Consider the following 23,361-nt stretch of genomic DNA (forward strand, 5'->3'; position numbering starts at 1 on the left):
ATCCTCAAGCGGAAGCAGGCATGTTTCGCTTTAGTTTCTTTGGGGCTTTCCCTATATGCTCGGGCATGAGCGAGGAAAGTCAAAACAGCCCCAACAGCAACGCCTATGGCGCCGACAGCATCAAGGTCCTGAAAGGCCTGGACGCCGTACGCAAACGGCCCGGCATGTATATCGGCGACACCGATGATGGCTCGGGCCTGCACCATATGGTATTCGAGGTCAGCGACAATGCGATCGACGAGGCGCTGGCCGGACATTGCGACCGCATCCTGATCACGCTCAATCCCGATGGCTCTGTGAGCGTCGAGGATAATGGCCGGGGCATACCAACCGGCATCCACAAGGAAGAGGGCGTGTCGGCGGCCGAGGTCATCATGACCCAGCTGCACGCGGGCGGTAAGTTCGAAAATACCTCGGACGACAATGCCTACAAGGTATCGGGCGGTCTGCACGGCGTGGGCGTGTCGGTTGTGAACGCGCTCAGCGAATTTCTGGACCTCAACATCTGGCGGGACGGCAAGGAGCATTATATGCGCTTTGCCTATGGCGATGCCGTCGCGCCGCTCAAGGTCATCGGCGACGCGCCTGAAGGCAAGAAGGGCACGCGGGTCACTTTCCTCCCCTCGACCGAGAAGGTGCCCGGCGACGGTGGCACCTTCAAGAACCATACCGAGTTCGATTTCGAGAAGCTGGAACATCGCTACCGCGAACTGGCCTTCCTCAACTCCGGCGTGCGGCTGTTCCTGGTCGATGCCCGGCATGAGGAGAAGAAGGAAGTCGAACTATTTTATGAGGGCGGGATCGCGGCCTTCGTGAAATATCTTGATCGCAACAAGACGCCGCTGATGCCCGATCCGATCGCGATTTCGGGAAGCCGCGACGACGTGACCATTGACGTCGCGCTGGAGTGGAACGACTCTTATTACGAGAACGTCCTCTGCTTCACGAACAACATCCCGCAGCGGGATGGTGGCACGCATCTTGCTGCCTTCCGCGCGGCGCTGACACGAACCCTCAACAATTATGCCGACAAGTCAGGCATGTTGAAGAAGGAGAAGGTGTCGCTGACCGGCGAGGACATGCGCGAAGGCCTGACGGCTATCGTCTCGGTCAAGCTGCCCGATCCCAAATTCTCATCGCAGACCAAGGACAAGCTGGTCTCTTCCGAAGTGCGTCAGCCGCTGGAAAGCCTGATGGCGGACAAGATGGCGGAATGGCTGGAAGAGAATCCGGGCCATGGCAAGATGATCATCCAGAAGGTGATCGACGCCGCCGCCGCCCGTGAAGCCGCGAAGAAGGCGCGCGAACTGACCCGGCGCAAGGGTGTGATGGACATCGCCTCCCTGCCCGGCAAGCTGGCCGACTGTCAGGAGCGCGACCCCGCCAAGTCCGAACTTTTCCTGGTCGAGGGTGATTCGGCAGGCGGTTCAGCCAAGCAAGGGCGCAATCGGCACAATCAGGCGATCTTGCCTTTGAAGGGCAAGATCCTGAACGTCGAGCGCGCGCGCTTTGACCGGATGCTCTCATCCAAGGAAGTCGGCACGCTCATCCAGGCCATGGGCACCGGCATCCGCGACGATTTCAACCTGGAAAAGCTGCGCTACCACAAGATCGTCATCATGACCGACGCCGACGTCGATGGCGCGCATATCCGCACGCTGCTGCTGACCTTCTTCTACCGTCAGATGCCGCAGATCATCGAGGCCGGGCACCTCTATATCGCCCAACCGCCGCTCTACAAGGCGACGCGGGGCCGGTCGGAGGTCTATCTCAAGAACGAAGCCGCGCTGGAGCAATATCTGGTCGACAATGGCGTCGATTCCATGGCGCTGGAAACGACCGGCGGCATGCGTTCGGGCGAAGACCTGCGCTCGCTGATCGAGCATGGCCGCCGGATGCGCGCAGTGATGCGTTATGTGCCGCGTCGCTACAATCCTGCCATTATCGAGGCGCTGGCCATCAACGGCGCGCTCGATCCTGAACTCGGCCATGAGCGCCAAGCGGAACGGCTGACGGCGACCGTTAAGTGGATGGACGCGCAGGATGATGAGGGCCGCTGGAGCGGCCGCATCGCCGAAGAGGGCGGCTTCCATTTCGAGCGGCTCTGGCGCGGCGTGACCGATCACCACATGATCGAACATGGCTTCATCGGTTCCGCCGAAGCGCGCAAGCTGCACTCCATCGCTGCCGAGGAAGCCGACAGCTATCGCACCACCAGCCGCCTTGTCACCGCAAAGGCTGCGGCCGCTGCCGAAGAGGCGGGGGAAGACGATCTGCCGGTGGTATCCAAGGGCGCGGTCGTCGTCACCCGGCCCAGCGAATTGCTGGAAGCAGTGCTGACGGCAGGTCGCAAGGGTCTCGCCATTCAGCGTTACAAGGGTCTGGGCGAGATGAATGCCGAGCAGCTATGGGAAACCACGCTGGACCCCGACAACCGATCAATGCTGCGCGTCGAGGTTGAGCAGGCGGATGTCGCCGACGAGATCTTCACCCGGCTGATGGGCGATGTCGTCGAACCCCGGCGCGAGTTCATTCAGGACAATGCGCTGAACGTCGCCAATTTGGACGTTTGATCTTGGTAGAGTTAAGCGGCTTTTACAGCCGCTTCAACCTATCAGTCGGACGGCGGTCAACGACCACGCGGACTCATCGTTGGGTAAATCGGTGCAAGTGTTGTTGATGGTAGCGTTTCCACTGAAGGAAAGGCGCATAGCGACCATTTGGAAGCATTCGAGCGACATGCCCGATGTGCCATTGAAGGTCAGCGTGTCGTTCGGGAAATAGAAGGCTCCCTCGAGAGTCGAACTGGAGTTGCCGTTAATTTGGCAGCACTGGTTGCTCGCCGCAGCCCTACTGTCGCGATAGATGGTGATACCATCATAAACGCTGCTGTCGTCGTTAGTCGGGCCGAGATTAATCTGCGCACCGCCATTTATGTCCATTGTTGCGAAACTGTTCGCGTTGTTCGGCGTAAGGCTGGTCAGCACGAAAGTGCAGTTGTCGCATTGCAAGACGCCTTGGGCACCGACTTGAAGCCCCGCATTATTTGCACCGTCGGCAAGATAATAGGTGCCGTCCCTCAATTTAAGCGTGCCCTGGACATTGATCGTTCCATAGCAACCGGGGGCGTAGGGGCTCCCGCTGCGGCTATCGACCGTCGTCCCGGACGAAACGCTGATCACGTTCCAGTTGTTGCCAGGTTTGCACTTACCGGTAGACACATCGCTGTTGCTGGGGTCGAGGCTCATACCTGCAAACGGATCGGTCAGCGCGGCATGGTTGGGCATCAGCAAGGTGCCGGGGGCGTAGGCGGTGGACGAGGGAATGCCGCCCATCGCGACGAGCGGCGAAACCTTCACCGTCGGCTGGCCATTGACGTTGATCGCGTTGCTGCTGATCGAGTTGGTGCCCGCGCCGCATCCCAGATCGAGTGTCGAGTTGCCTGCAAAGGTGATCCCGGTGTTGTTGCCACTCTCCTTGGCAAGGAAACATACCTTGCCATCGGATACGACTGCCGCCCGAGCCTCAGCGGCCACGGTGGACGTGGACTTTCCAAACAATGCCATCAAGGCGGTGGGCTGGGTACTGACCAAGCGCACATACATTGCGGAGGTATAGGTAGTGCCACTGCTGGTCGTATAGGATCCCGGCGTGATCGTAGCGGTCGCGCCAGGGACGAGAGCATTCTGCGTCAACGCCTTGTTCGCCTGCGCGGTGGCGGTGCTATTCCCCTGACTCTGGTAAAGCGAATAGGCGCCTGCCATCGCCGCGGAGTCGGCCTCCCGCTGCAATTCCCGCTTCACATGCGAAAGCTGCATGGTGTGGACGCCAAGCCCGGCCGCTCCGATCATGACGGGAAGCGCCAGCGCCGTCAGCATGAGCGCATTGCCCCGAGCGTCGGACCACAGCATGCGAAGACGGGACAAGCAATTGAGCAATGGCATCGTCAGCTCCTCGGCTCTAGAGCATTTTCGAAGCAGATGGCATCATCTGCTGGCTCGGAAAATGCGGGAAACAAAAGACAAATAGAGCATGATCCGATTCAGTCTGATCGGATCATGCTCTAGCTCGTGACATAGGCTCTACGCGTTTCAGACAGCGCGATCGTCTTGCTGCCGAGCAGGAAGTTCACGGTGAGATTGTAGCCCATCGTTATGGTCACATAGTTGGGCTTCGAACTGGTCGTGAACGTGACGGTCGGCGCAACGATGTTGGCCGAGTTCATCCCGAACTGCTTTGACGCTATTCTTGCCTGTATGTCGGCCTCACTCGGCTTTGGCCACGTCGTTGCATAACGCGCGGCATCCTCGACGGTGCTCCTGAGCCCCGCCTGCGCATAGAAGAGTATCCCCAGCATCGGGATCCCGATCAGCATGCCCAGCAGGACTGGCGCTACCAGCGCGAATTCCAGCACACCGGCGCCACGGCAATCGCACGCAAGCTGATGAAGAAGGCGAAAAAACCGTGTCATTGGATTCTCAGAACCCCCGTCGCGGATATCGGCACAACGCCATTCGAGTTAGCCAGCATCTTCGCCAGCGACCCCAGCGCAAAGGATGGCGTGAAGGTCGTTGAAATCTGAATCTGCGTGTAGCGCGCTGTTTCGCCGGAGGCGCAGGGATTGGCATTGGTGGTCCAGGTTGTTGCCGTGCCCCCGCACTCAAGTGTCTGGGTGACTGTAACGGTACTGGTCGGCACATTCGCCTGCGCTGCCGCCTGCGCCTGAATGTCGGTCGCGACAACGTCCGTGCCGCCCATCCAAGACATCTCCAGACCGCGATTGACGGCTTGTTGGATTTTCATCTTGGCCGCGCCGTAACGGGCCGCATCGACCGTGCCCATGAGGATGATGGCGAGGAACGGCGCAACCAGCGCCGTTTCAACAAGGGCGATGCCTGATGTCTCGGCCCCGAGTCCGGTCAACAACGCCCGGACAGATGCCCGATCGGCTGCAGATATGGGACAACGCGGCGAATCAGCCCTCGCCTCGCTGCGCAACAATCGGCCAAACATAGAAGGACGCATCGAAAATCCCCTTCGCTCGGGGATTTTGTACTCAACACATGCTGTTCATTTGCCTAAACAACATGGTTAATCATCTGCTAAGATGCTGTTTATGCTTCGGTATATATCCGACGGTATATTAATTAACGGTAAAGAGGCGAGGCGAATATGAAAGCATGGCTGTTCGTCGCAGGCGCCTTTCTGCTCGCGGGTTGCGGCCGGAAGGAAGACATGGGTGATCGTCCTGCGAAAGATACACCAGTCGCAGAAGCGCCCATTCTAAATCAGCAGGCAGATCGTGACGAACCGGTAACTTTATCTGACACGCCAACCCCGCCAGTGCCCGCAGAAAGGGTGAGTACCGAACCTCTCAGCGACCAAACACGCTATCGCGCTCTGGGGACCGAACCTTTTTGGGCGGTAACGGTCAAAGGATCGGTTGCCACGCTGGAGCGCCCGGACAAGGCGCCCGTTCATGTCCCTGTCAACCGGACGGATGACGGCCGCGCTGTGCGGTATCTGGCGGACGGATTTTCGATGACCGTGACGGACGGCCCATGCAACGACGGCATGAGCGACGCACATTGGGCCGACCGCGTCGCACTGTCTTTTGGTGAAGGAACGTTGAAGGGCTGCGGCGGAGTGCGCGAGGACTTCTAGAGCATGATCCGATCAGGCTGAATCGGATCATGCTCTATTTGTCTTTTGTTTTCCGCATTTTCCGAGCCAGCAGATGATGCCATCTGCTTCGAAAATGCTTTAGTCCGTCCGCATCGCCTCTGCCACCAGCGCCTCCGCCTCCATCAGCAGGGCATCTTCTGCCGCCGCCTGCGCAACCTGTTCACGGCCGATCAGGATCAGCACCGGCACCGCCAGCGGGCTCACCCTATCCAGATCAATATGCAGCATCGTCGCCGATGCCCGATCGATCAGGTCGCCCAGCCGCCCGACATCGGTCATGCGCGCGCGGGCGTCGGCCCAGGCCGCCTTCAACAGCAAATGATCCGGCTGATATTTGCGCAGCACGTCATAGATGAGGTCGGTTGAGAAAGTGACCTGTCGCCCGGTCTTTCGCTTGCCGGGATGCTGGCGTTCAATCAGGCCCGCGATGACGGCGACGTCCCGGAAGGCGCGTTTCAACAGGCTCGATTGTTCGACCCATTCGACAAATTCATGATCCAATATGTCGGCGGAAAACAGGCTCTGCGGGTCCGTCACGGGTTTCAGCCCGTAGACGGCGAGCGCGTAATCATTGGATACGAAACCCAGCGGCATCAAACCTTGCGCATCCATGCGGCGAGTGAGCAGCATGCCAAGCGACTGATGCGCATTCCATCCTTCGAAACTGTAGCAGATCAGATAATGCCGCCCCTCATGCGGAAAGGTTTCGATCAGCAGTTGGCCCGGCTCAGGCAGAGCCGACCGATATTTCTGCACCTCCAGCCACTCCCGCACATCATCGGGGAAGCGGTGCCATTCTTCCGGCTCGGCCAGAAAATGCCGCACCCGGTCGGCTAGCCGCGTGGACATTGCCATGCGCGTGCCGCCCCAAGCGGGCACCCGCGCCTGCTTCGACGTCGCGCGCACGACCAGGTCGGTGACGTCCATCCGCACCACCTCCAGCGCCAGACCGGAAAAGAAGAAGCTGTCGCCGGGCCGCAGCGTCGCGGCGAAACCCTCCTCCACCGTGCCGAGCTTGCGGCCATTGGCAAACCGGACATCCAGCACCGGCTGGTCGACGATGATCCCGGCATTCATGCGGTGCTGCTGAATGAAGCGCGGGTGAGACACGCGCCATATCCCGTCCGCATCATGGGTCAGTCGCTTGAACCGGTCATACGCCCGCAGCGCATAGCCGCCCCCTTCGATAAAATGCAGGACGTTGGCAAAGCCCTCATCGGTGAGCGCGCTATAGGGAGTGGCTGATCGGATTTCCTCCAGCAACTCTTGTTCCGCGAACGGCGCGGCGCAGGCGAGCGCCATCACATGCTGCGCCAGAACGTCGAGGCTGCCGGTGCGGAAGTCATCGGCGTCCCGCTCCCCCGCCTCCACCGCATCGAGCGCCGCGCGCGCCTCAAGATATTCAAAGCGATTGCCGGGGATGATGATGGCTTCGCTTGGCTGGTCCAGCCGGTGATTGGCGCGCCCGATGCGCTGGAGCAGGCGGGATGATCCCTTGGGCGCGCCCATCTGGATCACGCAATCGACATTGCCCCAATCGACGCCCAGGTCGAGGCTCGCGGTCGCGACGAGCGCGCGCAGCCTGCCATCGGCCATCGCATTTTCCACCTTGCGCCGGGCCTCCACCGACAGGCTGCCATGATGGATGCCGATCGGCAGGTTCGCTTCGTTCGCGGTCCAAAGCTCCTGGAAGATGAGTTCCGCAAGTCCACGCGTGTTGCAGAAGACCAAAGTCGTCTGCCGCCGCTCGATTTCGGCCATGACCTGCTTTGCGGCATATTTGCCGGAATGGCCCGACCAAGGGATGCGCCCTTCCGGAATCAGAATCGCGACATCGGGATCAGCACCCTGCTCCCCCATGACTGGCGTCACGCTGTTGATGTCGCCATCGGGCGCGAGCCATGCGCGATACGCATCGACATCCGCCACCGTCGCGGACAGCGCGACACGGCGCAGCTCGGGATTGATCCTCTGCAACCGCGCAAGCGACAGGCTGAGCAGATCGCCGCGTTTCTGGGTGGCAAAGGCGTGGACCTCATCGATGATCACCGTCTTCAACTGCGCGAACATCAGGAAACTGTCGGGATAGCTGAGCAGCAGCGAAAGAGACTCAGGCGTGGTCAGCAGTATCTGCGGCGGCCGTGCCCGCTGCCGCGCCTTGCGATCCGACGGCGTGTCGCCGGTGCGCGTCTCCACCCGGATCGGCAGGTTCATCTCCTCGATCGGGGTGAGGAGATTGCGCCGCACATCGACCGCCAGCGCCTTGAGCGGCGATACATAGAGGGTATGCAGCCCCTCGGCTGGTTCTTCGATCAGGTCGGCAAGCGTCGGCAGGAACCCCGCCAATGTCTTCCCCGCCCCCGTGGGTGCAACGAGCAGGGCATGATCCCCTGCCCTTGCGGCTGCCAACATATCGATCTGATGGCTGCGCGGCGACCATCCGCGCGTGGTGAACCATTGCTCCAGCGGTTCGGGAAGGCGTTGGTTCATATCGATGAATGTAGGAACGCGCGCAGCCCCTGTCACGATCCCGACGCTAGTCATGGCGATAACATAATTGCCGGAATGGCTGGTCTCTTTCCCTTCGAAAGGCGTTACACTCCAGGCATCATAAAAAGGCGGCAAAGGCCGCAAACGCAGGAGAAACAGCGATGACCGGCGAGACAGAGGCCGACCTTTCCGGGGCCGAGCCCCCGCGCAAGCGCCGACGCGCCAAGCCAGCCATCATGGAGATCGGCGGACGCAAGCTGAAGCCCGCGACGCTGATGATGGGCCATGGCTACGACCCGATGCTGTCGGAAGGATCGCTCAAGCCGCCCATCTTCCTCACCTCCACCTTCGCCTTTGAAAGCGCCGCCGCAGGCAAACGGCATTTTGAAGGCGTCACCGGCATCAGGCCCGGCGGCGCGGAGGGGTTGGTCTATTCCCGCTTCAACGGCCCCAATCAGGAAATCGCCGAAGACCGGCTGGCCGTGTGGGAGGAAGCGGAAGACGCACTGCTTTTTTCCAGCGGCATGTCGGCGATCGCGACCACGCTGCTCGCCCTCGTCCAGCCCGGCGATGTCATCGTCCATTCCGCGCCGCTTTATGCCGCGACAGAATCGCTGATCGGCCGCATCCTCGGCAAGTTCGGCGTGCAATGGCTCGATTTCCCCGCCGGTTCGACGGAGGAGGAGATCAGCGCGGTTATCGAACGGGCAAAGTCGCTCGGCCGCGTCGCCCTTATCTATCTGGAAAGCCCGGCCAACCCCACCAATGTGCTCGTGGATGTGGAGGCGGTCGTGGCCCGCCGCGACCATCTCTTCGCCGGAGAGGCGCATTTGCCCCCGGTCGCGATCGACAACACCTTCCTCGGCCCGCTCTGGCATCATCCGCTTGCCCATGGCGCGGACCTGGTCATCTACAGCCTCACCAAATATGCGGGCGGCCATAGCGACCTTGTCGCGGGCGGGGTTCTGGGGCCAAAGGACCTCATCAACACGACCCGGCTGATGCGCAATACGATCGGCACGATCCTAGACCCGCACAGCGCCTGGATGCTCCTGCGCAGCCTCGAAACGCTGGAGTTGCGGATGAGCCGGGCTGGCGAAAATGCGGCAAAGGTCTGCACCTGGCTGAAAGACCAGCCGCAGGTGGAAAAGGTCGTCTATCTCGGCTTCCCCGAAACGGAACGCCAGGCCGATATCTACCACCGCCACTGCACAGGCGCGGGATCGACCTTCTCGCTTTATCTTAAGGGCGGCGAGGCTGAGGCTTTCGCCTTCCTCGATGCGTTGAAGATCGCCAAGCTGGCCGTCAGCCTTGGCGGCACGGAAACGCTCGCCAGCCACCCGGCGGCGATGACGCACCTGTCCGTGCCCGCCGAGCGCAAGAAGGCTCTGGCGATCACCGACAATATGGTGCGCATCTCGATCGGCTGCGAGGATGCCGATGACCTGATCGCTGACTTCGCACAGGCGCTGCAGGCCGTGGGATGAGCGACGGTCGCCCTATCGTCCTGGTTGGACAGCCACTGCTGGCCCCGTTGCTGAAAATCCTTTCACCCTTCTACGATGCCCGGCCGTTATGGGAGGATCAAGGTGCCCAACGGCGGGCCGATGCCAAGGCCATAGTCTGGGCTGGCGAATTCCCGCTGTCCGTTGCTCTGCTGGACGCCATGCTACAGCTCGGCCTCATCGCCTGCTTCACCGTCGGCTATGACGGCATCGATCTGGAGGAAACGGAGAGGCGCGGCATAGCCGTCACGCACGGCGCGGACGCCAATGCGGAGGACGTTGCGGATCACGCCATCGGCCTGATGCTCGCGCATCGCCGCGCGATCGTCGAAGGCGACCGGCAACTGCGCGCGGGCCTTTGGACAGCAGAATCAGACCGGCTTACCCGTTCCTTGAATCAGGCCCGGCTTGGCATCGTCGGCCTGGGGCATATCGGGCAAGCGGTCGCCCGCCGAGCGGAAGCGATGCGGATGCAGATCGGCTGGTGGGGTCCGCGCGACAAGCCCGGCTTGCCCTGGCCGCGATCCGAAAGCTTGAAGGCTCTGGCACAGGACAGCGACATATTGCTGGTCGCCGTCCGCGCCGACAGCAGTAATCGCGGGATCATTAGTGCCGACGTCATGGATGCACTCGGCCCGGATGGGCTGTTCGTCAACGTCGCGCGCGGGCAACTGGTAGACGAAGAGACTCTGAGGCAGGCTTTGCGTCAGGGAAGACTGGGCGGAGCGGCGCTAGATGTGTTCCAGCAGGAACCTACCCCCGCCGATCTCTGGAAGGACGTGCCCAACTGCGTCCTGACGCCACATATCGGCGGCGCCACGCAGGAAGCAGTCGCGCGCATGGCGGCGATGGTACTGGCAAACTTGGAGGCTTTCTTCGGCGGAAAAGCTCTGCCGAACCGGGTCACTTCTCGCTGAACGCGGCCTACGCCCAGTCCACCCGCGTCCACCCGCGTTTCGCAGCCAGCTTGGCGAGCGGCTTATGCGGATTGGAAGCGAAAGGCATGTCGGCGAATTCCAGCATCGGCGCATCGGACACATGGTCCGAATAGGCGCGGATCTGCGCATGGTCACGGTCAATCGCTTCCGCCGCCATCCACGCCTTGATCATCCGCAGCTTGCCGGTATCGTAGCAATTCTCGCCCGCGATCTTCGCGCGCACATAACGCAGGTCCTGGCTCAGATGGTCGGTCGCGATCACCGCGTCGAACCCCAGCCTGCGGGCGATCGGCTCCACATACAGGCGGTAGGATGCGGTGGCGAGCACCAGCCGGTATCCATCGGCCCTGTCCCGTGCGATCTGCTCAAGCGCCCCGGCGCGAACATTGGTCGCAACAACCTTGGCCGCATAGCTTTCGACGTGCGGCATCAGCCTGGCGCGCTCGACATTATAGCCGATCATCAGCGCCTGATTCAGCTCCTTAAGCCGCTGCCGACTGATGAGCCTCATCACATAGGCGAGCATCAACAGGATGACGCAGGGCAGCAGCACCAACCGCCATGGCGCCAGGCCTTTGGAAACATGTATCAGAAAGCCAGTATAGGTGCCCGAAAAGGTCACCGTGCGGTCCATATCGTATATTGCCAGACGGTGCGTCATGCCGTTTCCGAAACTTTTGCGCCTTGCTATCGTTCTACCGTGCGGATGGGCCGTTTCGGCTTGCCGTGCAACCGATAATGGACCACTAAACCGCCTTGATGAATAAAGCCGCCGATCTTGTCGAAGAAACGCGCGATGGCGGTGCTGTCATTCGGCTTCTGGGGCATCTTTCCATTGCATGCCTGCATGATTTGCCCGCCCGCCTTGATGCGGTGACAGGGCCGATCACTGCCATAGACCTGTCCGGCGTTGACCATATGGACACGATCGGCGCCTGGACCGTGTACCGCACTGTCAAAAGGCTGGGCTGCGACGTTAGCGGCGGCAACGAAGACACCCGGCGCCTGATCGAGGCTGTGGGCAAGCTGGACGAACCGGTCAGCATCAGGCCCGATTATGTTCCCCCGTTGCAGCGCGTAATCGGCCAGATCGGCGAAGCGGTGGTCAACGCCTTCACCACGCTTCTCGGTCTCCTCGGCTTTTTCGGCGCGACCCTGGTAGCGAGCTGGAACGTCATCCGGCATCCCAGCAAGTTCCGCGTCAACGCCGTCGTGCAGCGGTTCGAGGTTGTCGGCGTGTCCGCGCTCGGCATCATCGGCCTCATGAGCTTCCTGATCGGGATCGTCATAGCCCAGCAGGGATCGGTGCAGTTGCGCCAGTTCGGCATGGAAATGCTGACGATCAACCTCGTCGGCCGCCTGACTTTCCGCGAACTCGGTGTGCTGATGACGGCGATCATGGTCGCGGGCCGATCCGGCTCAGCCTTCGCCGCACAGCTCGGCACCATGAAGCTGACGGAAGAAGTGGACGCGATGCGCACCATCGGCGTGTCGCCCATGGAGGCACTGGTGCTGCCCCGGACGCTGGCGGTTGTCATCATGATGCCGCTGCTTGGCTTCTATTCCTCCATCGTCGCGGTGATCGGCGGAGGGTTCCTCTGCGCCGTCTCACTAGACATCCCGCCGATCACCTTCATCCAACGACTGCGAGAGGTGGTGCCGATCACAGACCTTTGGGTTGGCTTGCTCAAAGCCCCCGTATTCGGCATCATCATCGCGCTTTCCGGCTGCTTCCAGGGCATGCAGGTAAAGGGCAACGCCGAGGAAGTCGGGCTGCGGACCACCGCTGCCGTGGTCCAGGCGATCTTCCTGGTAATAGTGATCGACGCCTTTTTCGCGGTCTTTTTCACCTGGCTGGGGTGGAACTAATGGCCGAGGAAGAAGAAGCCGCTGCCGAAGAGGCGCGCGTCAACAAGGCTGTCGAGAAGAGCGACATCGCCATCTCAGTGCGCAACCTGAAGAACAGCTTCGGCGATCAGGTCGTGCATGAAAATCTCGACCTCGACGTGCGCAAGGGCGAGATATTGGGCGTCGTCGGCGGCTCGGGCACCGGTAAATCGGTATTGATGCGCTCGATCATCGGTCTTCAAACGCCCGATGAAGGCGAAATCCACTTATTCGGCGAATCGATGATCGGGCGTCTGGATGACGAGGCGCTGGCCATCCGCAAGCGCTGGGGCGTGCTGTTCCAGGGCGGCGCCCTCTTCTCCACCCTTACGGTGGCCGAAAATGTCGAGGTGCCGATCCGCGAATATTACCCCAATATCGGGCCGCAACTGCGCGACGAGATTGCCGCCTACAAGATCCGGCTGACGGGGCTCCCCGCCGAAGCTGGTCCCAAATATCCCGCCGAGCTTTCAGGCGGCATGAAGAAGCGGGCGGGCCTTGCGCGCGCCTTGGCGCTCGACCCCGATCTGCTGTTTCTTGACGAACCCACTGCCGGGCTCGATCCGATCGGCGCAGCAGCTTTCGACGATCAAACGCGCAAGCTTCAACGCACGCTTGGCCTCACCGTCTTCCTCATTACCCATGACCTCGACACGCTCTATTCCATCTGCGACCGCGTGGCTGTGCTGGCGGACAGAAAGGTCATCGCGGTCGGCACCATTGATGAGCTGTTGGCGACCGACCACCCCTGGATTCAGGAATATTTCAACGGTCCTCGCGGCCGCGCCGCAACGGCGGCCGTGACCCGCGAACGGGAAAAGACGGCGGCCCAGCCATCGGACGGAAGGCGATAGTATAATGGAAACCCGCTCCAACCATGTGCTGGTGGGCACGGTCACATTGCTGCTGCTGGCGGCGATCATGGTCGCCGCCTTCTGGTTCTCGCGCCTCTCCGAAGGCGACAACATGGAATATGACATCTTCTTCAAACAGTCGGTGAACGGCCTCGCCAAAGGGTCGAGCGTCAATTACTCCGGCGTCCCATCAGGCCAGGTTGAGAAGATCGAGCTGTGGAAACGCGACCCCAGCTTTGTAAAGGTGCGCATCTCCGTGAAGGAAGGCACGCCGGTTCTTCAGGGTACCACCGCCACCATCGCAGGAGTCGGCTTCACCGGCGTCAGCGAGATCGTGCTGGATGGCGCCGTAAAAGGCGCACCCGTCATCGCCTGCCCCCAAGAAAATCCTTTGTCCGCTTGCCCCGACGGCGTGCCGGTCATCCCGACCAAGCCGGGGGCGCTTGGCGAACTGTTGAACAACGCGCCGCAACTGCTGGAGCGACTCTCCACCCTGACAGAGCGTCTGACTGAACTGCTGAACGACAAGAACCAGCAATCGATCGCGGGCATCCTCGCCAATGTCGAGCGCGTATCGGGCGCCCTCGCCGATCGCAGCCCCGAAATTGCAGCCACCCTTGCGGAAGCACGCATCGCGGTCCAGCGCACGGGCATAGCGGCCGAACAGATCGGCAAGCTCGCCGCGACCACGGACTCGATGCTGACCGAAGAAGGCAAGCCGCTGATGGCCGACTTGCGCAAGAGCGTGCAGTCCGCCACCCGCAGCATCGAAACGCTCGACAAGACGATCGCCGAAGCACAGCCAGGCGTGCGCGCGTTCAGCAACCAGACGATGCCTGAAGTCAATCAGCTGGTGCGTGATCTGCGCGAAATGTCGCGCGCCTTCCGCGGCGTTGCCGAAAAACTCGATCAACAGGGCGCGGGGTCGATCGTTGGATCGCCCAAACTGCCCGATTACAAGCGATGAGAGGGACCGCGATGACGTTCCACAAGAAACCTGCCGCCCTTCCCATCATGCTCGCGCTCGCCGCAGCGCTGTCAGGTTGCGTTTCCTTCGGCGGGAAGCCGCCCGAACGGCTGCTGTCACTCGACGCGGCGCAAAAGGTCGCTCCCGGTACGCTCCGCAGCGCCACCGCAGGGACAACCATCACGGTCGCCGATCCGGAGGCGCCCAAGCTCCTCGACACCGTACGCGTTCCGGTGCGCACATCGCCCACATCGCTCGCCTATGTCACGAAGGTGCAGTGGGCCGATACGCCGCGTCATCTGTTCCAGAAGCTGCTGTCCGAAACGATCGCCGCCAGCAGCAACCGCATCGTGCTCGATCCCGGTCAATATTCGGCCGATGCGGGCCAGCGCCTGATGGGTGAGCTGGTCGATTTCGGCGTAGATGAAGCAAGCAACAGCGCCGTGGTCACTTATGATGCTATCCTTGCGGGACCCGGCGGCACCGCGATCGCGCGGCAGCGGTTCACCGCCAGCACCCCCATAGGCGGCAAGATCGATGCGACCACCATCGGCGCTCCGCTTAACAGCGCCGCGAACAAGGTGGCGGCCGACGTCGCGACATGGCTGGCGGCCAGCGGGCGCTAAGGGACGATCCGCCATGCTGAGCCTGCATCAGCATGGCGTATTCCGCCTCAATTGAGGCTCTTGCTCACCTGCTCGGTGACATCCTTTGACAGGCCCGGCTGACCCAAGATTCGCTGCAATTCGCCGCGCATCAGGGCGGCCCTTCCCTCATCGAAGCGCCGCCACCGCCCCAGCGGCGGCACCAGCCGCGCGGCGGTCTGCGGATTGAGCTTGTCGAGCACGATGATGCAGTCGGCAACAAGCCGATAGCCCTTGCCCGACCTATGATGGAACGCCCATTGGTTGCCAGCGAAGGCACCAAAAAGCGAACGGACCCGGTTGGGATTGGCCAGAGTGAAGTCCGGGTGCCGCCCCAGCTCCTCCACCAGATCGACGGTATCCGGGTGGGAAGCAAAAGCCTGCGTCTGGAACCATTTGTCCAGCGTCAGCGGATCATCCCGGTAGCGGTTATAGAAGATGTCAAGCGCCGCCTCCCGCTCGTCACTGCGGCCGTTGGCAAGGGTCGCAAGAGCCGATTGCCGCTCCGTCATGTTATCGGCTTCGTCAAATTGGGAGAAGGCCAGCGCCGCAGCGTCCGCCGCGCCTGAAGTGACCAGATAGGCCAAGGCGCCGTTGCGCAGCTTGCGCGCGCCCTTCGCCGCCGAGGAAAGTGAAAAGCCGTTCGCCCTGTTTCGCGCATGCACGTCGCGCCAAAGGGGTTCCAACTCGCGGCCGATCCGGCGCTGCAACGCATCGCGAGCCTCATGGATGGCATCCGGATCGACCTGCGCCATCTGATCGCCCAGATAGGCTTCGCTCGGCAAGCGAATGGCTTCCGCGATGAACGCCCCATCAAGATTCGGGTCGGTGACGGTATCCCGGATCGCCGTGACGATTGCCGCCGCGTCCAACGCCTGCCCCGCCACATGGCCGATCAAGGCATTGACCATCAACTGCTGCATAGCTTCATAGCGGGCGAATGGGTCGTCATCATGGGCGGACAGGAATGCGAGGTCGGCCTGGCTCCTGTCTGTTTCGACGATCACCGGCGCTGAGAAACCACGATTGATGGACAGAATCGGCGCAGCAGCAAAGCCCTTGAAGGTGAAGCGCTGCTGCTTCTCCGTCAGCATCAACAGCGTCTCGCTCGTACTTTCACCATTACCGCGATCGAACAAGGCTGTACGAAGCGGCAGGGCGAACGGAAGCTTTTCCGGCTGGCCCGGCGTGGGCGGCGTGTTCTGTTCCAACAGCAGCTCGGCGGTCTGGGTGACGGGATCATGCGTCAGGCTGGCCCGGACATGGGGTGTTCCGGCCTGCTCATACCAGCGGCGGAACTGGGTAAGGTCCACCCCGCCCCCCTCTTCCATCGCCCGGACGAAATCCTCGCAAGTCGCCGCCTCGCCATCATGCCGCTCGAAATAAAGGTCGGTCGCGGCGCGGAAGCGGTCCGGCCCCAGCATCAGCGCGATCATCCTGATCAGTTCGGCGCCCTTATTGTAGATGGTCGCCGTATAGAAGTTACTGATTTCCATATAGGATTCCGGCCTGACCGGATGGGCTAGCGGGCCTGCATCTTCCTGAAACTGCGCCGCACGCAGCACCCGCACATCCTCGATGCGCTTGACCGCTTCGCTGCCCATATCGGCCGAGAAGTTCTGATCGCGAAAGACGGTGAACCCTTCCTTCAGCGAAAGCTGGAACCAGTCCCGGCAAGTGACGCGATTTCCCGACCAGTTGTGGAAATATTCATGCGCCACCACACCTTCCACCCCGTCATAATCGGCATCCGTAGCAGTCTCGGGATCGGCAAGAATATAACGCGAATTGAATATGTTAAGCCCCTTATTCTCCATCGCACCGAAGTTGAAGTCCGCTACGGCGACGATGTTGAAGACGTCCAGATCATATTCACGGCCATAGACGCGCTCGTCCCAAGCCATGCTGTTCTTCAACGCCTGCATGGCGTGGCCCGTGCGCGGCAAGTCGGCTTCCTTCACCCAGATGCCCAGCTTCACCTCGCGCCCACTCATCGTCACAAAGCTGTCGCTGTTGCAGGCAAGGTCGCCCGCCACGAGCGCGAAGAGATAGCAGGGCTTGGGGTACGGATCGGTCCATCGGGCCCAATGCCGCCCACCGGAAAGTTCGCCTTGCGCGACTGGATCACCATTGGAAAGCAGGATCGGGTAGCGCGCCTTGTCCGCCTCCATTCGAACGGAATAGCGGGAGAGGATGTCCGGCCGATCCGGGAAGAAGGTGATCCGGCGAAATCCCTCCGCCTCACACTGGGTGCAAAGCAGGCCGCCGCTGGCATAAAGGCCCATCAGCTTGCTGTTATGCTGAGGAGCAAGCTCCACCAGCGTTTCCACCTGATGAACGCCGCCGGAAAGCGGGATGACCAAGGCGCCGCCATCCATCTTCCAGCCGCCCGAACCAAGGGTACGGCCATCCACCTTCACCTCGATGGGCGTCAGTTCATCTCCGTCCAACCTCAGCGCACGATCATGCTCACCATTGCGGCTGACGCTCAGCCTCGCTCTCACCGTCGTGCGCGCAGGGTCCAGAAGGAAGTCCAGTTCGATCTCGGGGACGAGCCAGTCGGGCGGCCTATAGTCCTGACGTCGAACAACAAGGGGCGCGGGAGCATTTGCAGATTGTATGTCAGCCATCACTGCAATCTAGAGCATTTTCCAGGCAGGTGGTATCACCCGCTCGCCCGGAAAATGCGGAAAACAAGAGTTAAACCGAGCTTTTCCAGGCAGAGCGGCGTCGCCTGCTGACTTAGACAGCGCGCTAATGAAATGACGCACGATCCAAGGCAGCCTTTATCGGATCATATCCGGGCAAGGCTCCGACAAATGCCAGCGGTCTGCGGCTGATCATGCCGCATCTGATTTTTCAGATGCGCTCGCCGGACAGGCGCTGACACAGCATGTCAAGCTGGTCGAGGGTCGAATAGCGCAATGACAGCGTGCCGCCCGCGCCCTCTCCATGTCCAATGTCGACTTTAACACCCAAAATGTCCGCAAGGTGCTGTTCGAGCGCCGCGATATCGGGGTCCTTGCTGACCGTTACCGACGAGGCCCGGCCTCGGGGTGCCGCCCCTTCCCCCTTTTTCGAGCGGCGCACCAAGTCCTCGGTATCGCGCACCGACAGGCCCTTGGCCTCAACGGTCTTCGCCAGCGTCTCACAGTCGGGCGCGCCGATCAGGGCCCGGGCATGACCCATGGACAGCTTCTGCTCAACGACCTGTTGCTGCACAGAGGCCGGAAGATCGAGCAGCCGGATAAGATTGGCGATGTGGCTGCGCGACTTGCCAACGATACGCCCCAGCGCTTCCTGGCTGTGATTGAAGTCCGCGATCAGCTTGCGATAGGCTTCCGCTTCTTCGATCGGGTTCAGGTCTTCGCGCTGGATATTCTCTACCAGCGCGATTTCCAGCGTTTCGGCCTCATCAAAATCGCGGACAATCGCCGGAATGCGGTGCAATTGCGCGCGCTGCGCCGCCCGCCAACGCCGCTCCCCAGCGACGATCTGAAAGCCGCCACCATGGGGGCGCACGATGATCGGCTGGATAACGCCGCGCTTGCCGATGCTGTCCGCCAGCTCCGCCAAAGCACCTTCGTCGAAATGACGGCGCGGCTGCTCCGGATGCGGCTGGATCAGCGCTACTTCGATGCTCTGGATAGCCTTGGTCGAAGCGGAAACAGCCTGTGGTGCGACAGGCTCTTCTCTCGTTACGTCGCCCAGCAGCGCTGAAAGGCCCCGTCCCAGTCCATGAGGACGCTTAATGACCTTCAGCTTTTCATCATTCTCGTTGCTCAAGCCGCAACCTCCTGTGGGGGCAGACGCGAAATCAGTTCACGGGCGAGGCGCATATATGCCTCCGAACCAGAACAGCGGAAGTCGTAGATAAGAGCCGGCACCCCATGGCTTGGCGCTTCCGATAGCCGGACATTGCGCGGAATAACCGTTGAGAACACCAAGTCGCCCAGACAGGCCCGCACATCATCCGCGACCTGATCGGTAAGGCGATTACGCCGATCATACATGGTGAGCGCCACACCCATGATCGAAAGACCCGGGTTGAAACGGCCCCGAATGCGCTCCACCGTCTGCAACAGCTGAGACAGGCCTTCCAGCGCGAAAAATTCACACTGAAGCGGAACGAGCAGCGATTGGGCAGCCACCATCGCATTGATGGTCAGAAGGCCGAGCGAAGGCGGACAATCGATGAGGCAGATATCCCACCTGCCCGCCTGCGCTTCGCTAAGCACACGCTCCAGTCGGTGGGTCCGTTCCTCATATTCAATCAGCTCGATCTCGGCCCCCGACAAATCCTGCGTCGCCGCGATGATGTCGAGTTTAGGCACCCGGGTAGGCAGGATCGCATCTTCGATCCCGCAATTCCCGACGAGCAGGTCGTAGCTTGACCATGTACGATCTGCTTGATGGACCCCCAATCCTGTGGAAGCATTCCCTTGGGGATCAAGGTCGATCAACAACACTCTCAGGCCAGTAGCAGCAAGCCCGGTTGCCAAGTTGATCGCAGTCGTGGTCTTCCCCACCCCACCCTTTTGATTCGCAATGGCGATACGGATCATTTGCGACCTTTCTTGCCCCTTGGCGCGACCGACTGCGCTATGATGATTGCGCTTTCCGGGTCGGTGATGCTGCGTTCCACGTGAAACACACCTTGCCACGAGGATCGCGCCGCCTCCAGTTCATTCTGCGCATTACGCCCCTTTGGCAACACCCAAAGGGTTCGATTATCGGACAAATGGAGCGCCGAGGGGAAGAGGCGCTCCAACGGCGCATAAGCGCGAGCACTGATTACTGCCGCCGCCCTTGAGGAAGCACTTTCCACCCGCCCGCCGTGAACTTGGGCATTCTTGATGCCGATCCTGCCGATCACCTCATTCAAGAAATCTATTCTCTTACGCCGCGATTCTATCATCACCACGGGCCGGTTGCTCAGGATGGCGATCACGATTGCGGGCAAACCCGCTCCCGATCCGAGGTCGATCCAAAGACCCTCACCCGCACCATCGGCCAATGTGAGAAGCTGAGCCGAATCCGCGATATGCCTCGCCCAGACATGATCACGTGTGGACTCGGCAATCAAATTCTGCTGATCCATCTCGGACAGCAACATTTCCACATAGCCGTCCAGCTTCTCCCATGTTTCACGTGAAACGGGGAAATGCTGCTCCAGCCATGCCTTCGCTTCATCCTCCGTCATGCGGCTTGACGCCGAACATGCACCAGCAACGCGGCCAAGGCTGCTGGAGTGATCCCGCGAATGCGTCCCGCCGCCGCCAGCGTATCGGGACGAGCCTTATCAAGCCTCTCGATCATCTCGCTCGACAGTCCGCCGATTGCCCGGAAATCAAAGTCGGCCGGGATCGACACCCGCTCGTCGCGCCGCAAGGCTGCAATCTCTGCCGCCTGGCGTTCGAGATAGGGAGCGTAATGGGCGTCCTCCAGAATTTCCTCCCGGAGGCTCTCGTCTACTGATGTAAGCGACGGCGCCAAGGCGAACAGCAATTCCCGCTGGACCTCCGGAAACCGCGCCCATTCAAACAAGGTTCTTCGCGAGCCATCCTGCCGGACATTCGCACCCGCGCGTGCAAGCTGAGTAGCGCTCAGCTGCTGCCCCAACTCCTCATCCACGCTGGCGCGCTGCAAAGCCCGCCGGTCATAATGCGCAAGCCGCTCCTCGCCCAATATACCCTGCACCCGGCCAACCTCTTCCAGCCTGCTTCCGGCATTGTCCGCGCGAAGCCGCAACCGATATTCCGCCCGCGCGGTGAGCATGCGGTAAGGCTCAGTCACGCCTTGCAACACCAGGTCATCGACCATGACACCAATATAGCTGCTCGCCCGATCGAGGATCATCGGCGCATCGCCCTTGGCACGCGCAGCCGCATTCACACCGGCAACCAGCCCTTGCGCCGCCGCTTCCTCATATCCCGTCGTGCCATTTATCTGCCCCGCACAGAACAGGCCGGGCACGTCTCGCATTTCCAGGCTGTGCTGCAACGCGCGCGGATCGATATGGTCATACTCCACCGCATAACCGGGCACCACAATCTCGGCGCGCTCCAGCCCCGCCATCGACCTCACCATCTGCTCCTGGACATCGGCAGGCAGTGAGGTGCTGATCCCATTGGGATAAACCAGATGGCTTCCCAGCCCTTCCGGTTCCAGAAAGATCTGATGCCCGTCACGATCGCCGAAGCGGATCACCTTGTCCTCGATCGAAGGGCAGTATCGAGGACCGCGCCCCTCGATCGCCCCGCTGAACAATGGCGAGCGCCCCAGCCCCCCACGGATGATCCCGTGGGTCGCCTCATTGGTACGCGTGATCGCGCAGCTCAACTGCGGAAGCTGCCGTGCAGCGGAGAGAGCAGACATCGTCCAATCCCCCGCATCAGATGGCTGCTCCTCCAGAACTCCCCAATTGATAGAGCGCCCATCCAGCCTTGGCGGCGTCCCGGTCTTCAGCCGCGCGATTGGCAGACCCAGCCCGCGAAGCTGAACACCCAATACCGTTGCCGCCCGCTCCCCGGTTCGACCGCCCGTCAGCGTCTCCTCGCCCCGGAACAATTTGCCGCCCAGAAACGTGCCCGTTGCCAACACAATGGCGGGCGCGGACAAGCGGCGTCCGTCTGCCAGCTCCAGCCCTTCGACCTCGCCATTCTTCAGCAGCAGCGCCGCAGCCTCACCCTCGATGATTTCGATCCCGCGCTGCGCGTCAATCATGCGGTGAATGGCGGCCCGGTAATGGGATCGATCGGCCTGCACGCGCGGCCCCTGAACGGCGGCGCCTTTGCTGCTGTTCAACATCCGATAATGTATGGCAGCGGCATCGGCGGCACGCGCTATCAAGCCATCCAGCGCATCAACCTCCCGCACCAAATGACCTTTGCCTAAGCCCCCAATCGCCGGGTTGCATGACATTGCTCCCACCGTGGCCTTTTCGAAGGTGAGGAGTGCGACCCGCGCGCCTTTCCGAGCAGCCGCAGCCGCAGCCTCGCACCCGGCATGGCCACCGCCAACCACTATCACGTTAAATGTCTGCATGCCCGCGCCCATATCAGAGTTGTGGGCTTGCGGTCAAAACTGTTCCACGTGGAACAGTGCTCATTTTCCGATGCAAAATCCTGCAAAGAGCCGGTCGAGCATATGCTCAGTACTTGCCCGCCCCGTCAGCGCATCGATCGCCGCACGTGCATGACGAAGTTCTTCCGCGACAATGAGAAGGTCTGCTTGCGGCAACGCATTTTCCAAATGGCTGAGCAGCAACGCAACACCCTCCCGCTGCCTTTCATGCAGAGCATATTCGCTCACCCCCGGCAGCAACGCAGCCGCTCGCTCCAAAAGCAATGCGATGAGGGTCTCCATCCCCTCACCCGTGACCGCCGATATGGGCAACCCACTGGTCACCGCGTGCCGATCACATTGGGCACCGATAATTATTGCGTCGGCGCGCGGCGCTTCGTCCACATCGCCCAGCCACAGGACGATGTCGGCACTGTCCAGCGCCGCACGAGCTCGGTCCATGCCGATCGCTTCGATAACGTCGGACGTCGCCTCTCTCAGACCGGCGGTATCGGTGAAAAGAAAAGCCGTGCCGCCAAGCGCTGCGGGCACTTCTATGCGGTCGCGCGTCGTACCCGCGACATCGGACACGATCGCCGCCTCCCGCCCCACCAGCGCATTCAACAAAGTGGACTTCCCCGCATTGGGTGGCCCGGCCAGCACCACCCGGATGCCATCCCGCAAACGCTCGGCCGACGGCGCACTTAGCACAGACCGCACCTCCTCGATGAGCGTAGCGATGCCGGAGCCGATGCGTTCCTCGGCCCCATGTTCAGGCACGTCATCCTCATCGGAAAAATCGAGCGCTGCCTCCGCCATGGCGGAAAGATCAAGCAAGCTCCTTTGCCACTGCTCAAGCCGACGGGAAAAATGCCCCTCGGACATGAGCAAAGCCGCGCGCCGTTGCTGCTGGGTTTCGGCGGCGAGAAGATCGGCCAGCCCCTCGACCTCATTGAGATCCATGCGCCCATTCATAAAGGCCCGGCGGGTAAACTCACCCGGCTGGGCCTGCCGCACGCCTTCAAAGGACCTGAGCGCATCCTCCAGCCCCGCAACCACGGCCCGCCCGCCATGGCAATGCAACTCCGCCAAGTCTTCGCCGGTCGCAGTGCCGGGGCCAGGAAACCAGAGGACAAGCGCGCGATCGAGAGGAGCCCCGTTGCGCGGGTCTTTCAACAAAGCCAGCTGCGCGCGCCGAGGTTCGGGAAGATGCCCCGCAAGACCCTGCAGGGCAGCGGCGGCGGCGGGGCCACTTATCCGAATGACCCCAATCCCTGCCGGTGGCGCACCACTCGACAGGGCGAAAATCGTGTCCGCCATTAACGG

Annotated in this window: 19 protein-coding genes; 8 read left to right on the forward strand and 11 right to left on the reverse strand. The window is 61.4% G+C overall.

Features of this window, described 5'->3' with window-relative positions; all coding sequences use genetic code 11:
- The first annotated feature begins 65 nt into the window (after positions 1-65).
- A complete protein-coding gene (gene gyrB, locus ACZ5U1_RS11140) occupies positions 66-2,573 on the forward strand; it encodes a DNA topoisomerase (ATP-hydrolyzing) subunit B (RefSeq protein ID WP_464778457.1) in 2,508 nt (835 codons plus the stop codon).
- Between the two features lie 33 nt (positions 2,574-2,606).
- On the opposite strand, the gene ACZ5U1_RS11145 is transcribed toward gyrB, so the two are convergent.
- From ACZ5U1_RS11145 to ACZ5U1_RS11155, 3 genes are all read right to left on the reverse strand, one after another.
- Positions 2,607-3,944, reverse strand: a complete 1,338-nt coding sequence (locus ACZ5U1_RS11145) for a pilus assembly protein TadG-related protein (RefSeq protein ID WP_464778458.1) — start codon at positions 3,942-3,944, stop codon at positions 2,607-2,609.
- Between the two features lie 119 nt (positions 3,945-4,063).
- Complete coding sequence (locus tag ACZ5U1_RS11150) at positions 4,064-4,471, reverse strand: TadE/TadG family type IV pilus assembly protein (protein WP_464778459.1); 408 nt, start codon at positions 4,469-4,471, stop codon at positions 4,064-4,066.
- Positions 4,468-4,923 (reverse strand): TadE/TadG family type IV pilus assembly protein, encoded by a 456-nt coding sequence (locus ACZ5U1_RS11155; RefSeq protein ID WP_464778460.1) that lies wholly within the window; start codon positions 4,921-4,923, stop codon positions 4,468-4,470. The genes ACZ5U1_RS11150 and ACZ5U1_RS11155 overlap by 4 nt, the downstream gene beginning before the upstream one ends.
- 435 nt (positions 4,924-5,358) lie before the next feature.
- Here ACZ5U1_RS11155 and ACZ5U1_RS11160 point away from each other — a divergent pair, with 435 nt between their 5' ends.
- Positions 5,359-5,664 (forward strand): hypothetical protein, encoded by a 306-nt coding sequence (locus tag ACZ5U1_RS11160; RefSeq protein ID WP_464778461.1) that lies wholly within the window; start codon positions 5,359-5,361, stop codon positions 5,662-5,664.
- Between the two features lie 99 nt (positions 5,665-5,763).
- On the opposite strand, the gene ACZ5U1_RS11165 is transcribed toward ACZ5U1_RS11160, so the two are convergent.
- Positions 5,764-8,175 carry a ligase-associated DNA damage response DEXH box helicase gene (locus tag ACZ5U1_RS11165; protein WP_464778462.1) on the reverse strand — a complete coding sequence of 804 codons (2,412 nt, stop codon included), beginning with the start codon at positions 8,173-8,175 and terminating at the stop codon, positions 5,764-5,766.
- Between the two features lie 161 nt (positions 8,176-8,336).
- On the opposite strand from ACZ5U1_RS11165, the gene ACZ5U1_RS11170 reads away from it, so the two are divergent.
- A complete protein-coding gene (locus ACZ5U1_RS11170; RefSeq protein WP_464778463.1) occupies positions 8,337-9,662 on the forward strand; it encodes a cystathionine gamma-synthase family protein in 1,326 nt (441 codons plus the stop codon).
- Positions 9,659-10,597, forward strand: coding sequence for a 2-hydroxyacid dehydrogenase (locus ACZ5U1_RS11175; protein ID WP_464778464.1), 939 nt, complete (start codon positions 9,659-9,661; stop codon positions 10,595-10,597). The genes ACZ5U1_RS11170 and ACZ5U1_RS11175 overlap by 4 nt, the downstream gene beginning before the upstream one ends.
- Positions 10,598-10,604: 7 nt before the next feature.
- Here ACZ5U1_RS11175 and ACZ5U1_RS11180 read toward each other — a convergent pair whose 3' ends face one another.
- Positions 10,605-11,279, reverse strand: a complete 675-nt coding sequence (locus ACZ5U1_RS11180) for an HAD family hydrolase (RefSeq protein ID WP_464778465.1) — start codon at positions 11,277-11,279, stop codon at positions 10,605-10,607.
- 98 nt (positions 11,280-11,377) lie between these two features.
- Here ACZ5U1_RS11180 and ACZ5U1_RS11185 point away from each other — a divergent pair, with 98 nt between their 5' ends.
- From ACZ5U1_RS11185 to ACZ5U1_RS11200, 4 genes are read left to right on the forward strand one after another with little or no spacing between them, the layout of a single operon-like run.
- Complete coding sequence (locus tag ACZ5U1_RS11185; RefSeq protein WP_464780035.1) at positions 11,378-12,487, forward strand: MlaE family lipid ABC transporter permease subunit; 1,110 nt, start codon at positions 11,378-11,380, stop codon at positions 12,485-12,487.
- Complete coding sequence (locus ACZ5U1_RS11190) at positions 12,487-13,359, forward strand: ABC transporter ATP-binding protein (protein ID WP_464778466.1); 873 nt, start codon at positions 12,487-12,489, stop codon at positions 13,357-13,359. Before ACZ5U1_RS11185 ends, ACZ5U1_RS11190 begins: the two co-directional genes overlap by 1 nt.
- A 4-nt stretch (positions 13,360-13,363) precedes the next feature.
- Positions 13,364-14,326, forward strand: a complete 963-nt coding sequence (locus ACZ5U1_RS11195; RefSeq protein WP_464778467.1) for an MlaD family protein — start codon at positions 13,364-13,366, stop codon at positions 14,324-14,326.
- A gap of 11 nt (positions 14,327-14,337) precedes the next feature.
- Entirely contained in the window at positions 14,338-14,952 is a 615-nt protein-coding gene (locus ACZ5U1_RS11200; RefSeq protein WP_464778468.1) for an ABC-type transport auxiliary lipoprotein family protein, read from the forward strand.
- A gap of 47 nt (positions 14,953-14,999) precedes the next feature.
- Here the strand turns inward: ACZ5U1_RS11200 and pepN are convergent, their stop codons facing one another.
- From pepN to mnmE, 6 genes are all read right to left on the reverse strand, one after another.
- Positions 15,000-17,600: an aminopeptidase N gene (pepN, locus tag ACZ5U1_RS11205; protein ID WP_464778469.1), complete on the reverse strand. Its 2,601-nt coding sequence runs from the start codon at positions 17,598-17,600 to the stop codon at positions 15,000-15,002.
- Positions 17,601-17,829: 229 nt separating this feature from the next.
- Positions 17,830-18,756: a ParB/RepB/Spo0J family partition protein gene (locus ACZ5U1_RS11210; RefSeq protein ID WP_464778470.1), complete on the reverse strand. Its 927-nt coding sequence runs from the start codon at positions 18,754-18,756 to the stop codon at positions 17,830-17,832.
- The gene (locus ACZ5U1_RS11215; protein WP_464778471.1) at positions 18,753-19,535 is read right to left on the reverse strand and encodes a ParA family protein; all 783 of its coding nucleotides are present in this window, start codon (positions 19,533-19,535) and stop codon (positions 18,753-18,755) included. Before ACZ5U1_RS11215 ends, ACZ5U1_RS11210 begins: the two co-directional genes overlap by 4 nt.
- Positions 19,532-20,173, reverse strand: a complete 642-nt coding sequence (gene rsmG, locus ACZ5U1_RS11220; RefSeq protein ID WP_464778472.1) for a 16S rRNA (guanine(527)-N(7))-methyltransferase RsmG — start codon at positions 20,171-20,173, stop codon at positions 19,532-19,534. The genes ACZ5U1_RS11215 and rsmG overlap by 4 nt, the downstream gene beginning before the upstream one ends.
- Positions 20,170-22,017: a tRNA uridine-5-carboxymethylaminomethyl(34) synthesis enzyme MnmG gene (gene mnmG / locus ACZ5U1_RS11225; protein ID WP_464778473.1), complete on the reverse strand. Its 1,848-nt coding sequence runs from the start codon at positions 22,015-22,017 to the stop codon at positions 20,170-20,172. Before mnmG ends, rsmG begins: the two co-directional genes overlap by 4 nt.
- A 60-nt stretch (positions 22,018-22,077) precedes the next feature.
- A complete protein-coding gene (gene mnmE / locus ACZ5U1_RS11230) occupies positions 22,078-23,355 on the reverse strand; it encodes a tRNA uridine-5-carboxymethylaminomethyl(34) synthesis GTPase MnmE (RefSeq protein WP_464778474.1) in 1,278 nt (425 codons plus the stop codon).
- Positions 23,356-23,361: the final 6 nt, after the last annotated feature.

Source organism: Sphingobium sp. TomTYG72 (assembly GCF_055394715.1).

Excerpts from the sequence above, each read along its gene's own strand:
- gyrB (WP_464778457.1), top strand. The coding sequence starts at position 66 with ATGAGCGAGGAAAGTCAAAACAGCCCCAACAGCAACGCCTATGGCGCC.
- ACZ5U1_RS11145 (WP_464778458.1), bottom strand. The coding sequence starts at position 3,944 with ATGCCATTGCTCAATTGCTTGTCCCGTCTTCGCATGCTGTGGTCCGAC.
- ACZ5U1_RS11150 (WP_464778459.1), bottom strand. The coding sequence starts at position 4,471 with ATGACACGGTTTTTTCGCCTTCTTCATCAGCTTGCGTGCGATTGCCGT.
- ACZ5U1_RS11165 (WP_464778462.1), bottom strand. The coding sequence starts at position 8,175 with ATGAACCAACGCCTTCCCGAACCGCTGGAGCAATGGTTCACCACGCGC.
- ACZ5U1_RS11170 (WP_464778463.1), top strand. The coding sequence starts at position 8,337 with ATGACCGGCGAGACAGAGGCCGACCTTTCCGGGGCCGAGCCCCCGCGC.
- ACZ5U1_RS11175 (WP_464778464.1), top strand. The coding sequence starts at position 9,659 with ATGAGCGACGGTCGCCCTATCGTCCTGGTTGGACAGCCACTGCTGGCC.
- ACZ5U1_RS11180 (WP_464778465.1), bottom strand. The coding sequence starts at position 11,279 with ATGACGCACCGTCTGGCAATATACGATATGGACCGCACGGTGACCTTT.
- ACZ5U1_RS11185 (WP_464780035.1), top strand. The coding sequence starts at position 11,378 with ATGAATAAAGCCGCCGATCTTGTCGAAGAAACGCGCGATGGCGGTGCT.
- ACZ5U1_RS11190 (WP_464778466.1), top strand. The coding sequence starts at position 12,487 with ATGGCCGAGGAAGAAGAAGCCGCTGCCGAAGAGGCGCGCGTCAACAAG.
- ACZ5U1_RS11195 (WP_464778467.1), top strand. The coding sequence starts at position 13,364 with ATGGAAACCCGCTCCAACCATGTGCTGGTGGGCACGGTCACATTGCTG.
- ACZ5U1_RS11200 (WP_464778468.1), top strand. The coding sequence starts at position 14,338 with ATGACGTTCCACAAGAAACCTGCCGCCCTTCCCATCATGCTCGCGCTC.
- pepN (WP_464778469.1), bottom strand. The coding sequence starts at position 17,600 with ATGGCTGACATACAATCTGCAAATGCTCCCGCGCCCCTTGTTGTTCGA.
- ACZ5U1_RS11215 (WP_464778471.1), bottom strand. The coding sequence starts at position 19,535 with ATGATCCGTATCGCCATTGCGAATCAAAAGGGTGGGGTGGGGAAGACC.
- rsmG (WP_464778472.1), bottom strand. The coding sequence starts at position 20,173 with ATGACGGAGGATGAAGCGAAGGCATGGCTGGAGCAGCATTTCCCCGTT.
- mnmG (WP_464778473.1), bottom strand. The coding sequence starts at position 22,017 with ATGCAGACATTTAACGTGATAGTGGTTGGCGGTGGCCATGCCGGGTGC.
- mnmE (WP_464778474.1), bottom strand. The coding sequence starts at position 23,355 with ATGGCGGACACGATTTTCGCCCTGTCGAGTGGTGCGCCACCGGCAGGG.